This is a genomic window from Nitrosomonas communis (genome assembly GCF_024102715.1).
In the GTDB taxonomy this organism is placed as follows: domain Bacteria; phylum Pseudomonadota; class Gammaproteobacteria; order Burkholderiales; family Nitrosomonadaceae; genus Nitrosomonas; species Nitrosomonas communis_B.
Map to the genome: position 1 here is coordinate 40,578 of NZ_JAGFJM010000060.1, position 13,806 is coordinate 54,383.

The 13,806-nt window shown below is 49.8% G+C and carries 14 protein-coding genes and 1 pseudogene; 3 read left to right on the top strand and 12 right to left on the bottom strand.

From position 1 onward, the window contains the following. Window positions 1-245: 245 nt before the first annotated feature. The 6 genes from J5I83_RS05900 to J5I83_RS05925 all read right to left on the bottom strand — a co-directional run bounded on the left by J5I83_RS05900 (window position 246) and on the right by J5I83_RS05925 (window position 6,123). Complete coding sequence (locus tag J5I83_RS05900; protein WP_304054123.1) at window positions 246-404, bottom strand: hypothetical protein; 159 nt, start codon at window positions 402-404, stop codon at window positions 246-248. Continuing rightward, complete coding sequence (locus tag J5I83_RS05905; RefSeq protein WP_304054125.1) at window positions 382-912, bottom strand: transposase; 531 nt, start codon at window positions 910-912, stop codon at window positions 382-384. Before J5I83_RS05905 ends, J5I83_RS05900 begins: the two co-directional genes overlap by 23 nt. A gap of 84 nt (window positions 913-996) precedes the next feature. After that, window positions 997-3,381 (bottom strand): GspE/PulE family protein, encoded by a 2,385-nt coding sequence (locus J5I83_RS05910; RefSeq protein ID WP_304054126.1) that lies wholly within the window; start codon window positions 3,379-3,381, stop codon window positions 997-999. 372 nt (window positions 3,382-3,753) lie between these two features. Then, on the bottom strand, window positions 3,754-4,179 hold the full coding sequence (locus J5I83_RS05915; protein WP_304054128.1) for a universal stress protein: 426 nt from the start codon (window positions 4,177-4,179) through the stop codon (window positions 3,754-3,756). A gap of 45 nt (window positions 4,180-4,224) precedes the next feature. Continuing rightward, entirely contained in the window at window positions 4,225-4,950 is a 726-nt protein-coding gene (locus tag J5I83_RS05920) for a TerC family protein (protein WP_304054131.1), read from the bottom strand. Between the two features lie 12 nt (window positions 4,951-4,962). Beyond that, window positions 4,963-6,123, bottom strand: a complete 1,161-nt coding sequence (locus J5I83_RS05925) for a patatin-like phospholipase family protein (RefSeq protein WP_304054134.1) — start codon at window positions 6,121-6,123, stop codon at window positions 4,963-4,965. 315 nt (window positions 6,124-6,438) lie between these two features. Between J5I83_RS05925 and pip the strand changes: the two genes are divergently transcribed. Beyond that, a complete protein-coding gene (pip, locus tag J5I83_RS05930; protein ID WP_304054137.1) occupies window positions 6,439-7,401 on the top strand; it encodes a prolyl aminopeptidase in 963 nt (320 codons plus the stop codon). A gap of 5 nt (window positions 7,402-7,406) precedes the next feature. Here pip and bioD read toward each other — a convergent pair whose 3' ends face one another. Genes bioD through bioB form a run of 5 tightly spaced genes read right to left on the bottom strand, consistent with a single transcriptional unit; the run spans window position 7,407 to window position 11,949 of the window. Then, a complete protein-coding gene (bioD, locus tag J5I83_RS05935; RefSeq protein ID WP_304054139.1) occupies window positions 7,407-8,084 on the bottom strand; it encodes a dethiobiotin synthase in 678 nt (225 codons plus the stop codon). A 13-nt stretch (window positions 8,085-8,097) separates the two neighbouring features. Then, window positions 8,098-8,979 carry a malonyl-ACP O-methyltransferase BioC gene (gene bioC, locus J5I83_RS05940; RefSeq protein ID WP_304054142.1) on the bottom strand — a complete coding sequence of 294 codons (882 nt, stop codon included), beginning with the start codon at window positions 8,977-8,979 and terminating at the stop codon, window positions 8,098-8,100. Continuing rightward, entirely contained in the window at window positions 8,969-9,727 is a 759-nt protein-coding gene (gene bioH, locus J5I83_RS05945; RefSeq protein ID WP_304054145.1) for a pimeloyl-ACP methyl ester esterase BioH, read from the bottom strand. The genes bioC and bioH overlap by 11 nt, the downstream gene beginning before the upstream one ends. A 42-nt stretch (window positions 9,728-9,769) precedes the next feature. After that, entirely contained in the window at window positions 9,770-10,936 is a 1,167-nt protein-coding gene (gene bioF / locus J5I83_RS05950; RefSeq protein WP_304054148.1) for an 8-amino-7-oxononanoate synthase, read from the bottom strand. A 5-nt stretch (window positions 10,937-10,941) separates the two neighbouring features. Continuing rightward, window positions 10,942-11,949 (bottom strand): biotin synthase BioB, encoded by a 1,008-nt coding sequence (bioB, locus tag J5I83_RS05955; protein WP_304054151.1) that lies wholly within the window; start codon window positions 11,947-11,949, stop codon window positions 10,942-10,944. A gap of 112 nt (window positions 11,950-12,061) precedes the next feature. On the opposite strand from bioB, the gene J5I83_RS05960 reads away from it, so the two are divergent. Together J5I83_RS05960 and trmL are read left to right on the top strand one after the other, a co-directional pair. Continuing rightward, window positions 12,062-12,766 carry a ComF family protein gene (locus J5I83_RS05960; RefSeq protein ID WP_304054153.1) on the top strand — a complete coding sequence of 235 codons (705 nt, stop codon included), beginning with the start codon at window positions 12,062-12,064 and terminating at the stop codon, window positions 12,764-12,766. A gap of 9 nt (window positions 12,767-12,775) precedes the next feature. Beyond that, on the top strand, window positions 12,776-13,246 hold the full coding sequence (gene trmL, locus J5I83_RS05965) for a tRNA (uridine(34)/cytosine(34)/5-carboxymethylaminomethyluridine(34)-2'-O)-methyltransferase TrmL (protein WP_304054155.1): 471 nt from the start codon (window positions 12,776-12,778) through the stop codon (window positions 13,244-13,246). Between the two features lie 30 nt (window positions 13,247-13,276). Here the strand turns inward: trmL and J5I83_RS05970 are convergent. Beyond that, window positions 13,277-13,806 (bottom strand): annotated as a pseudogene (locus J5I83_RS05970) (type IV pilus secretin PilQ); the annotation flags it as partial.

The following is a 13,806-nucleotide window of genomic DNA, read 5'->3' on the forward strand; positions in this document are numbered from 1 at the left end:
CCTGGGTGGTTTTTTTATGGCTATTCTTCCTTTTATGCTTCTACACCCGCCCGCGTAAGGCGCAATAACCATCGGGCATTGCGCCATATGTGCCCATATCGAACTTCCGGTGCAATGCGCTACGCTTATTGCACCCTACAAGCTGCACCCTACAAGCCGCCCCCTACAAGTTGTATCCCACCGCCTGAGCCGCCCTCGGAAAACCCCTGGGTGGTTTTTTTATGGCTATTTTTCCTTTTATGCTTCTACACCCGCCCGCGTAAGGCGCAATAACCATCGGGCATTGCGCCATATGTGCCCATATCGAACTTCCGGTGCAATGCGCTGCGCTTATTGCACCCTACATGAAACATGCTGGGTAATGATAGAGGGGCACAGATATCAATCTTTATAATCCAGTTCATTTTCTGCACCACCCGCCCAATCCGCTGGATAAACACCTTGCGCCAGCCATCGATGAAATGTTGAATAGGGCCAATCCACGACACGCTCTACTAATCCATGCTTCACGGGATTGATATGAATATAATCCATATGCGCCCTGTAATCTGCTTCATCCCGAATCAAGTGCTCCCAATAACGCCGCTGCCAAATGCCTCGCTCACCTCGTCTGGCTCGCACTGTGGATAGTCGTTCCGTCTTGGGCAGCGCCTTGGAGAAACCCATCTTGATCAAACGCCAGCGCATGGCAAAATCTGCATCGCATAGCGGCAATTCGATCACACAGTGTAAGTGATCAGGCAACACGACCCAACCATGAATTTGAAAAGGATAACGCTTACGAACCAGACCAACGACGTGACGCAGGATGTCAATATGCCGGATCAGCAAATCGCAGTTATGCCGTTGCAACAAATTAACAGTAAAGAAATAGGTTCCGCCCGGATGCCAAATGCGGCGATAATTAGGCATGGTATCGATATCCCAATATACGGCGCAATGCCCGTTGGTTATTGCGCCCTACTTATACTGTGCCTACTTGATGCTATACTGTGCCTACTTGATGCACACCGCCCTCACCTGATGAATATCGGTAATACCCTGCAGCACTTTACCGATGCCATCCTGCTTCAAGGTGTACATGCCATCATTAAGCGCGGTTACCAACATCTCCGCCACGCGTGCATGTTCCTGGATATTCTTTTTCAGCGCATCGGTTGCGGTCAGCAGCTCATGTAACGCTACCCGTCCGGCATAGCCTGTGCCATTGCACTGATCACAGCCAACCGCTTCATACAGCGTGATCTGCTTTTGCTCATCACCGTATTCCTGCAGCCAGCGGTTTTCGATTTCCTGGTAAGCCGCTTCAGGGTTCGCCTTGAAATGATCGGTATGTTTCAATTCCTCGCAGTATTCCATCAGTAGCATCTGCATTTCTTCCTGACTGGCGATATGCGGTTTCTTGCACTTGCACAGATGCTTGGCCAGGCGTTGCGCCAGAATACCCAATAAGGCATCGGAAAAATTGAACGGGTCCATGCCCATATCCAGCAGGCGGATAACCGACTCGGGCGCGCTGTTGGTATGCAGCGTGGCCAGTACCAGATGGCCGGTGAGAGAGGCTTCGATCCCGATACTGGTGGTTTCCTTGTCACGCATTTCACCCACCATGATGATATCCGGATCGGCGCGCAGAAAAGACCGCATCACTGCGGCAAAGGTCAGACCGGCCTTGACGTTGACTTGCACCTGACGCAATCCTTTCTGGGTGATTTCAACGGGATCTTCCGCCGTCCAGATTTTGGTTTCAGGGGTATTGAGATATTTCAACACTGAATGCAGCGTCGTGGTTTTACCCGAGCCGGTCGGGCCACAGACGAAAAACAAGCCATAGGGCTTGCTGATGATCGATTTAAGTTGCTGCAGATTACGTGCGGTAAAATTCATTTTCTCCAGCGGAATCGGCTCCCCTGCTGACAGGATACGCATGACCACGTCCTCCAGCCCACCTGCCGAAGGCAGGGTGGCCACCCGCAATTCGATATCGAGTGGAGCAAATTTCCTGAATTTTATTTTGCCATCCTGCGGCTTGCGTTTCTCGGCAATGTCCAGGTCACACATGATCTTGATTCGCGTCACCAGCGCATTGCGGTAACTTGCCGGAATTTCGATATAAGGCAGCAGCGAACCATCCTTGCGAAAACGGATTTTGGTTTTTTCCTTGCCAGGGTAAGGCTCGATATGGATATCGGAAACACCCATTTTATGGGCATCCATGATGATTTTGTTGACCAGCTTGACCAGCTCATTTTCAGAAGCTGCAGAGGTTTCATCTATTTCGACTGCCGCTTCTTCCTCGTTCTCCTCAAGATTGGAGAGCATGTCATTGATGTTACTGGTATCTTCTTCGCCGATACTCTTTTTATCACCATAAAATAAATTCAATGTCGCTTCGAACTCGTGCTGGCAGCAGACCGTGTAAATGATGTGATGCTTGGGAAAAACCTGATTGACGATGCGCAGCACTTTGATTCTTTCAGGATCAAGCGTCAGTATCACCAGACCTTCTTTAGCCTCATCGATCGGCAGCCACTGGTTACTTTCAGCGAAATCCCGTTTGAGATGCTTCAGGACTTCTACCGGTTTAATCCGGTCAGGCCGGTACGGCTCATAGCGCACATGAAAGTAATCCGCTAGCGCCGCGCCAATTTGAGCCGATTTGATCTGAAACTCATCGATCAGCACATGCTCCAGATCACATCCTTTCTCCCGGGCAGCGCGTGCCGCCAGCTCAAGTTCAGCCGCCGACAGGATTGCCGCTGAGACCAAATAACCATATTTAGATTTTGCCAATAATTGCTGCTTTTGCCGTTGCTTGAGCGCAATGGCCAACGCCTGGCAAATCTCGCCTACGCCCTCCACTATCATGTCCGGGAAAGGTTTATCATCCTTGTGATTGATGACTTGTACCATCCCCAGCAATTCGTTATCTACAGCGTTCAGAATCGGCACCACCAGCATTTGCTTGGTGCGATACCCGGTTCGCTTATCCGCTTCCTTAAGAAAGCGTAATTGAGTGTCCAGCTTCATCAATTCATGCTGATCGTACACATCCCTTAAATTAACGGTTTTTTTGTTCAAGCTGACAAAGCCTAGAATGCTGTGTTCGGTAATCGGCAGTCGCAAGTTTTGAAATGAATGATGCCCGGTCTGCACGCGTGAAATAATAGACGACTTGTCTTCACTCATCATATAAACAGTCAGACGATCTGCGCGGAACAAAGTACAGGCATCCTTACTGACTTCCAGCATAATTTCATCGAGATTGCTGGCGACTTGAATCTTGCTGGTGATCTCTTGCAATCTCTGCATGAAACTCAATTGATCATTCATTTCAGCGGGATTGCCTGGCAACGGTTCTAATGCAATTTGCATGCTCATAGCGATATTTATTCAATAAATCAATATTTGACCCAGATTCCTCAGTTGAGCGCTCGTTCTGACGTTAACATTGTGAAGATTCCAACCTTTACCATAGTCTCCACCTTCACCTGCCGGGTATCACCGCCCGCTCAACTGAGGGATCCAGGTTAAAAGCTTATCCATTAGCCTGCTGGAATTGCCTCTGGCAAACCACGGCCAGGTGCAATCAGCAGCGTATTCTTTAATTACGAGCAGATAGTCAGCTCGCCCCAGGTTATTACTACCTGATATTCTGACCCTCAAGGCGTGATTACCTCCTTGCCCTGATATTTAACCTGATTTACAGTCAGGGCATTCTGGGTAACAGCAGAAGAATTACAGCCGATTCCTTTATTTGATCAACAGGATTGGAATGGGGGAAAGATGGATTAATTTACTCGCAACTGAGCCGAGCAACAAACCTTGCACCGAGCCAAGGCCGCGTGGTCCAATGACAATTTGATCACACTGCTTTTCTGTCGCAAATTGAACGATCGCTTTGGCGACATCGCCGACAGTCACGTGATGCTGATAGGGGACGCCTGCCTGATCCAGCAAATCACGTGCTTCTTTCAAATCTTTCAGCCCTTCTTCCTGGTGATATTGCCTGATATTTTCCTGGCTGATAAACATGGAAACATCACCACGTAACGGAAACTGTACATTGAGCAGATGAATTTCCGGTACATCCTTGTACCAGCCAAGCAGCTGAATAAATTGAGTAATTGCCTTATGACAAGCAGTGGAACCATCTACTGGCAACAGTATTTTCAACATGATGCGCTCTCCTCTAAGTTGTGTTTTTCATCGCATTCCCGATGGTTACATCGGTTTATTGCTATCGTTGGTAAGATCGATCAAAGTCATGGTATGTTTCTGTGCTCTCACCGCCAGCCATTTGCCGGTAACAATCACAACCAATGCGGTGCAAACCGGCATGAACCAATGCAGGAAAGCGGCATGAGTATCGACCCATTCTTTGGTCACTGTATCGGTGACGGTCATATCACCCGCGATCCATCCCAGCAAGCCAGCACCAATAAAAATGGTCACGGGAAAACGATTCATCAATTTCATGACCAGTTTACTGCCCCAGACAATGATCGGCACGCTCACAATCAGGCCAAAAATGACCAGAGTGAGATCACCTCTGGCAGCGCCGGCAATACCAATCACATTGTCCAGACTCATGACGGTATCGGCGATGATAATCGTTTTAATGGCTCCCAGGAGGGTTGTGCTGCTATCGATTTCATGCGTGCCACTGGCCGATTCCGGCAGCAGCAGCTTAATTCCTATCCACAGCAACAGCAGCGCACCAACCAGTTTCAGAAAAGGCAGCGTCAGCAGATTAAGTGCGAAAAACACCAGCAAAACGCGTATTGCTATCGCACCGAATACTCCCCAAAATATGCCCAAATTACGTTGCTTCTCAGGCAATCGCCGGCAAGCAAGCGCAATGACCACCGCGTTATCCCCCCCCAGCACGATGTCAATCGCAATAATCTGTAATGCCGCAACCCAGAATTGGGGATCAGAAAAATCCATAGTTTCTTTCTCTCAAGACATAGTAATAAATTTAACAATTTCTTCTTGCTGTTGCATCGTGTCCCGATAGCCAAGATCGATCAATGCACGGCAATAGCCAGCTTCAAAGAGCACATAACTCAGCATTCTCGAACCGCTCGCTCCCATCGCGCCTACTGCACGGTATAAAAAGCGCATGGTACGCGGTAAGGAGTAGGCATGCTGCAGCGCAATTTCATTGATTCTTTCGCTCGGTGTAATCACCAGCGATTTGATTGGACGCAGTAAAATACCCCCTTCTTTCCTGGCCTCAGGCGGAATCAGCGCCAAGGTTTCATTAATACGCTGCAAACGCTCCAGATCGACTTCCAGGCTATCGACAAAAATACTGCTCAGTACATGACCAGAAATTTGCGCCACTGGCGGATAACTGGTTACTTTGACCCGCTCGGCGGGTGTCTCTTTTTTCTTGTTGACCCCAATCACCAGCACGCGATCTGCCCCGAGATGCAATGCTGGACTGAGTGGCGCAAGCTGTCGCATGGAACCGTCACCAAAATATTCGCGGTTGAGCCGAATTGCTGGAAAAATAAGCGGAATAGCCGAAGAAGCCAATAAATGCTGAATGCCAATACGTGCTGCCACACCTACGCGCATGACGCGATGCCAGGGAATGATATTTTTATCACCTTGATAAAACGTTACCGATTGCCCTGAAGTATATCCCCAGACAGTCACCCCCAGCGCACGCAGCGCACCCATGTGGATACTCCGCTGAATACCGCGAAATGGCAGACGGCAACCGAGCAATGTCCTTAAAGGGGCATTATCCAGCAGTGAAAAAGGCCGCTTGACTAACTCACCCAATAATAAAGAGCCAACACAATGAATCGTGTTGCGTATTACCCCTGGCAGATCTGCCCGGTGCACCTGATCAACATGCAAATTGCTCCACACTGCCTCCAGTTGACGCACACCTGTGGCGAAATGGGTAGCCGACATAGCTAAACCGGCTGCATTAATTGCACCAGCCGATGTTCCGCAAATTATGGGAAAAGGACTATGCGCCTGATCAGGCAGCAACTCAGCGATAGCACGCAGGACGCCCACTTGGTAGGCAGCACGCGCACCTCCACCCGTTAACACCAAGCCTAATCTGGACACTGGTGCGGCAGTATTATTCGATTCATTCACTGGCAATCGGCTTCTTTCTCACCTTTTACTGTATCAATCATGCCTGCGCTTTAACAGCAGGTTGTTGAAAAACTATCTGCGTTACCGCGGCGATGTTAGAAACAGACTCAAAATAGTCATTTATCAAACATGAATCACATTCTTTTGCTTGTTTTTACCTGGCATCGATTGCCTTGAATACGTTCTTTGCAACGACCTGTTAACAAAATCATTTCTTGAACAAATAACGAAACGTTCAACAATCGGTTATGCTTTTCCTGCACCAGCACAATCAGTAAACTGCAAAATCAATCTTATCAATATCTAGAGGATGTCATGACACATACTGAACTTTACCCGGAAATCGAACCCTATCAGCAAGGCATGCTATCACTTGATGCACGGCATACGATGTATTGGGAACAATCAGGCAATGCTAACGGTATACCCGTATTATTCCTGCATGGCGGCCCAGGTGCAGGATCCACACCTGGTCATCGTCGTTTTTTTGATCCTGCTTATTACCGCATCATCATCCACGATCAGCGTGGCGCTGGCCGTTCCACGCCGCTCGGTGAAATTCAGGATAATACTACACCTCACCTTATCGAGGATATCGAAGCATTACGGCAGCATCTCGGCATCGAAAGATGGTTGGTATTCGGCGGTTCATGGGGCAGCACGCTGGCACTGGCGTATGGAGAAGCCTATCCGGCATGCTGTCTCGGCTTTATCCTGCGCGGCATCTTTCTGTGCCGCAAAAGCGAGATTGATTGGTTTCTCTACGGACTACGCCATTTCTTTCCCGAAGCCTGGCATGATTTTGTTGCACCATTATCCCCACGCGAGCGAAACGATATTCTTGCAGCCTATTATCAACGTCTACTGAACCCTGATCCTGCCGTCCATATGCCTGCCGCCCGCGCCTGGAGCCGTTATGAAGGCCGCTGCTCCACTCTACTGCCCAGCCCCGAAACAGTCAATTATTTTTCAGGTGATATAGTTGCGCTGGGACTTGCGCGCATGGAAGCACATTATTTCAGTCACAATATCTTCTTGCCGGAAAATACCTTGCTGGACAATATCAACAAACTTCATGATCTTCCTGCCGTCATCGTGCAAGGCCGTTATGATGCCGTTTGCCCGATCGTCAGCGCGGATGATCTGTACCGTGCATGGCCCCAGGCTGAGTATGTCATCATCGATGATGCGGGTCACTCCGCATGGGAGCCCGGCATTCGTGCTGCGCTCGTTCAAGCGACAGAAAAATTCAAGACCCTGCTCAATCCAGTAAAATAACCCTGCTAGCTATCCTGTTGCAAAAGCTGCGGGATATCGAGCAAGCCAGCAAATTCTCTTGCATCCGCGTCTTCGCGAAACGGCATAACACCAAGCAAAGGACAATCAAGGCGTTGCTGCAATGCGTGAATGTTTTCTGCTTGGCTCTGCATATGCGGGTCGATCTGGTTGGCGATCCAGCCGGCCAGTGATAGTCCGCTGGCATGAATTGCGCGCGCAGTTAATAACGCATGGTTGAGGCAGCCCAAGCGCAATCCTACCACCAGAATCACTGGCAATCTCAAGATGCGCGCCAGTTCACTGGTATCGTACTGCTCATCAAGCGGTACCAGAAATCCCCCCGCTCCTTCGACAATGATGATTTCCGCTATTTCCTGCAGTGCTTGAAAGGCCCGTTGAATGACTGTTAGCTCGATAACGATACCCGCTTGTTTGGCTGCGAGATGCGGTGCAATCGGCGGCACCAGCGCATAAGGATTGATTAACTCATACGCTGCCGATCTATTACTGGCCGCAGCAAGCTGTTCCACATCCATCCATTTACCCTGCTCGCAACCTGCCGCGATAGGTTTCATGCCAACCACGGCTTTGCCCGCTCTGGCGTACGCATGCAGCAGCGCACAACTCGCAGCGGTTTTACCCACCCCGGTATCCGTTCCTGTCACGAAATAGCCTGCTGGCATGGTGATTAATGCCTTATTCCAACCCGAGCTTACGCCGGGTTTCAGGCTTGAGCACAGCCTGCCGTGCCTCCGGCTTCCAGGCATGGCCATAGACTATCTCATAGGTAGCCGGCAGCTTTCCTGCCTGACGCAATGATTCATAGTGAAGCATCATCTGCCGCCATGCGCCTTTGCCGGTCAATCCCCGCCGCCTGCCATGCGTCACATTACGCGCCCCGATCGCTTTGAGATCGCGCATGATATCCATGACGTCATCGTAAGTGAGGGTAATGTACTCCATGTCCATCACTGGTGTGGCAAAACCGCTATGTACCAGCAGATCGCCAATATCATGCATATCAGTAAAACGGTTGATATGGCTGTAGCCATCTACTGTTTTAAAAGCCTGTTTCAATTCTTTCAGGGTATCAGGCCCGAAGGTACTGAACATCAGCAGTCCTCCGCTTTTTAGCACACGCCGCGCTTCCGTGAATGCCTGCTTGAGATCGTTACACCATTGAATTGTCAGATTCGACCAGATCATGTCTACGCAGGTATTTTGCAGGGGAAGCTGTTCGATATCGCCTCCCACATAATACGTTGTGTGGCGCTTTGCCAGCGGCAGCCACTGCTGCCAGCGAGGGAGCGGCGGACGCGCTTGCAGATGCATCGCAAGGGCGATATCCACTGCCACCAGTTGACTGCGCGGATAGCGCTCGCCAAGCTTACGGCTGCCATAACCGGTGCCACTACCCATGTCCAATATCCGGTCAGGAATGTATTTGATGTAATCGAGGCGCGATAGCATGCGTTCGCATACTTCGCGCTGCAGCACGGCCGATTGATCATAGCTGACTGCTGCGCGTTCAAATGCCTGACGTAGCTGGCGCTTATCTAAAATGTGATCATAAATCATACAAACTGGCTACAAACTGATCTGGATACGATAAAAATGGCGCATGGCCACAGTGTGGAAAAGCGATAAATTTTGCATGGGGGACATGCCGATGCATCCATCGGGCTGCATCCACTTGTGTAATGACATCGTTTTCACCATGCAGGAGCAATACCGGTTGAGTCACATTGGCCAAATCTTCACGCAGATCAGTAGTCAGCAGAATTTGTAAACCTGCTCTGAGTGCATCACCATCAGGTTGCGCATGCTGAAAGAAATGGCTGCGCAGCTGCGCCAGTACATTGGTCATGTCATGACTGCCATTTACCTGCAAGGTAAAAAAGCGATTTAAGGTCTGCGTATAATGACGCCGCAGATTTTCCATGAACAACTGCAATGTTGGCTCATCCATTCCCCATTGCCAATTATCCCGCTTGACGAAACAAGGTGTGGTCGCCACCAAAACAAGCTTGTTTACCCGCTGTGGCACAGACAAAGCTAGCCTGATCGCGACTTGCCCCCCCAGCGACCAGCCGCATACAATACTCTCCGCCGGCAAAATCTCTGCCACCCTCTGCGCGATGCGGTCAAGAGAATATGCTTCATCTGCCGGACTTCGGCCATGTCCAGGCAAGTCGACCAGATGCAGCCGGTAACGTTGCGCCAGCTGATCGCGAACACTGCTCCAGATACCGCTGTGCATGGCCCAGCCATGCAGCATCACCAAATCAGGTCCCTGCCCAGCTGTTTCTACATGCAATCGGCTCATGACGCGCGGTTATTTTTCATAAAATGTTTCTACTCGTTGCCGTCAGAGAATATCCGCCAGATCGTGCAATGCTTCGACTAATCGCCTGATATCTTCTTCGCTGTGTGCAGCCGACAAGGAAATGCGTAGTCGGGCTTGATCCTGTGGAACGGTAGGTGGACGGATTGCCGGCACGAGGATTCCTTTATTCCGCAATCCTTCACTTAAACGCACGGCGTCCTCACTCCCTCCCACCATCAATGGCTGAATCGGTGTGATTGAAGGCAATAACGGCCATCGGCACAATTCCAATCCTGTTCTCAATTGCATCATGAGTGCTTTTAATTTTTCCCGCCGCCACGCTTCTTGTTCGATCAAAGTCAGGCTCGCCAGCACGGTATGCGACAGTAACGGCGGTGTGGCAGTGGTATAGCCATAAGTACGCGCAAACTGGATAAGTGTTGCAATTACTTCTGGCTGCGCTGCGACGAAGGCGCCGAATACTCCCGCCGCCTTGCCAAGCGTGGCCATGTAAATGAGGTGCGGTGAATGCAGCTTGCGTCCGCCAAATGCATGCAGCACACCTTTGCCGTTTTTGCCAAGCACCCCGAAGCCATGGGCGTCATCGAGTAATAACCAGGCATTGTATTGTTCACACAGCGTCAATAGTTCAGCAACAGGAGCGATATCGCCATCCATGCTGAATACGGCATCGGTCACCACTAGTTTACACGCTGCTTGTGATTCAGCCAGGTACCGTGCTAGTTTTGCCAAATCAAGATGCGGATAACGTGTAAAAGTTGCCCGAGAAAGCAAAGCGGCATCATTGAGTGAAGCATGATTAAGCTTATCAGCAAAAACAGCATCTGCGCGACCAGCCAATGCCGTGACTACCGCCTGGTTGGCCATGTAACCAGTAGAAAACAACAATGCCCCGGGCAAATCGACAAAGCGGGCCAATGCTTCCTCCAGCGTATGATGCGCTGAAGAATGGCCACAAATCAGATGGGAAGCTCCTGATCCCACGCCATACCGGCGCGCACCTTGGCAGGCTGCTTCAATCAACGCCGGATGATTAGCAAGCCCGAGATAATCATTACTGCAAAAAGCGAGATAATGTTTGCCTGCTACTGTCACCTGCGTCGTCTGCGGGCCTTCGAGCAGCAACCGGCGACGATAAAGTCCGGCATTTTCCCGCTCCCTCAGCTGGACTGAGAGATCTGTCAGCATTCCGGTTATAAGGCGCGTAATCCTAGTTTCTGAAATAGTGCTTTGTCGTTGTCCGTTTCAGGATTGCCAGTCGTCAGCAATTTATCTCCATAGAAAATGGAATTGGCCCCTGCCAGAAAACACAATGCCTGGACAGCTTCCGACATTTGCCGTCTGCCAGCAGATAATCTGACCATCGCTTTGGGCATGGTAATGCGCGCAACTGCGATGGTGCGCACGAATTCGAATGAATCGAGCGCTTCGGTACCGTAAAGGGGCGTGCCCTCAACCTGCACCAGATAATTGATCGGTACCGATTCCGGATACGGATCCAGGTTTGCCAACTGTGCAATCAGTCCTGCGCGTGCAAGCCGGGATTCGCCCATGCCCACAATCCCGCCACAACAAACATTGATGCCTGCCCTGCGCACTTCCTCGAGTGTATCGAGGCGATCCTGATAATCGCGCGTGGTAATGACTTCGCCATAAAATTCCGGTGATGTATCCAGGTTATGATTGTAATAATCCAGCCCAGCCTGTTTCAGTTGTTCCGCCTGACCTGGTCTCAACATGCCCAAAGTAGCGCAAGTTTCCAGTCCGAGTGCTTTGACCGCACCGATGATTTCAGTCATGCGGTCGATATCACGCTGTTTGGGCCCACGCCAGGCCGCTCCCATGCAGAACCGTGTCGCGCCTTCCGCCTTGGCTGCCTGGGCAGCCGTCACAACGGTGTCTGGCGACAGCATGTCCTGGCTATCAACACCCGTATGATAACGAGCAGCTTGCGGACAATAACCGCAATCCTCTGGGCAGCCGCCTGTTTTGACCGAAATGAGGGTGGATAATTGAATCGCACTGGCATCATGGTATTGGCAATGAATGGTTTGCGCCTGATGCATCAGATCAGTAAAAGGTAAATCCATTAAAGCCTGGATTTGTGCAATACGCCAAGGCGTCACATGACAACGATCATGCTGATCGCCGTTAGCTTTCTCTGTTTCGCTGACAATAGATTTGGTATTGGATTGAATCATGACTTAGTCAAAGCACTTCGCTCTATTTATAATACGGTACTGGAAATCATCAAGGATCAGGTCGTAATTGTCAAATTTTCTATTAAAATTTCTGAACAGGCGATTAAATATTATGCAAATGCTGTTACCAGGAAATTGCGTGCTATGCCTGGCAACTTGCAAAGGCGATTTATGCCGCGCATGCCATGATGGCTTACCGCAATTACCCGCTGTGCATTGCCCTTTGTGCTTATTGCCGACAGTTGATTCCCGTATCTGCGGCGCCTGCCTGGCTCATCACCCCGCTTGGACACATGCAATCGCAGCATTACGATATGCCTTCCCGGTCGATGCCATGATTCATTCGCTGAAATATCAGGAAAACTTAGCCCTAGCCCCTCTTTTAGCCAATCTATTAATAGCAAAAATGAATTATTCTGCTCCTCCGGATGTCATCATCCCTGTTCCGCTCCATCCGGCTAGATTACAAGCAAGAGGATTTAATCAAGCGCTAGAAATTGGCCGGCATGTATCCAGGCAAATGGGCATTCCCCTGTTGCCACACGTTTGTGTCCGTACTCGGAACACGCTTTCTCAAACTGAATTGCCCTGGAAGAAACGGCGCAGTAATCTGCGCAATGTATTTAAATGCACAGCGAGTTTTGCCCGGAAACATGTGGCCTTACTGGATGATGTCATGACGAGCGGCGCAACATTGAATGAACTGGCAAAAGCAGTATGCCAGCAAGGCGCAAGTGAGATCAGTGTATGGGTAATCGCCCGGGCGATGCCATCAACCACTTCAATCAAGACAGCCGGGCAGCAAGGCATTTTATAGAATCACCACATGTTTGATGTCATTCTCTATCAGCCTGAGATTCCGCCTAATACCGGTAATATCATACGGCTTTGCGCGAATACCGGTGCAACGCTGCATCTTATCAGGCCGCTGGGTTTTCTCCTGAATGATAAGCAACTGTTGCGCGCCGGGCTGGACTACCATGAATTTGCCAATGTGGTATTACATAAAGGCTGGGAAGAATGTATTCTCAGCTTGTCAGGGCGACGTATTTTTGCTGTATCCACCAAGGGAAAGCAACGCTATGATCAAGTTAGCTATGCCAGCCAGGATGTCTTTCTTTTTGGAGCAGAAAGCCGCGGCTTGCCGATGGAGATCATGGCAAGCTTTGCAGACAGTCAACGTATCCATATTCCGATGCTGCCTGAACGCCGCAGCTTAAATCTTGCTAATGCCGTTTCCATCGTCGTCTATGAAGCCTGGCGGCAATTAGAATTCATCGTGCATGAAAAATTTTAACCTGACAATGACGTTTTTAGGCTAAACCCTTTAGCGTATACTTAAGTTCTCATTCCAGATTCGTGGTGTGACAAAAATCAGCAATTCCCGTTTATCATCCCGTTTTGCGTTATTCCTGAAAATATTGCCAAGTATCGGTACATCGCCCAGCATGGGTACTTTATTGGTAGTTTGCCGTTCCGCCCGCTCGAAAATCCCGCCAATTACAATTGTGCCGCCATTCACGACTAATACTTCGGTTGTAATTTGTTTCGTATCAATCGCTGGCCCAGCCGGTGTATCTGTGCCGCGTGTATCCTGATTGACTTGCAGTTTCATAATAATATTGTCATCTGGGGTAATCTGTGGCGTCACTTTGAGCGCCAGCACAGCTTTTTTGAATTGAATCTGCGGCCTGCCTAGCTGGCTGACGATCTGAAAAGGAATTTCAGTTCCCTGCTCAATAGTTGCTTCTACCCGGTTAGCTGTTACCAAGCGCGGACTGGCAATTACTCTGCCTTTACTATCGGCTTCCAGTGCAGACAATTCCAGATTGATCAGCGAATCGTCATTGATCTTGA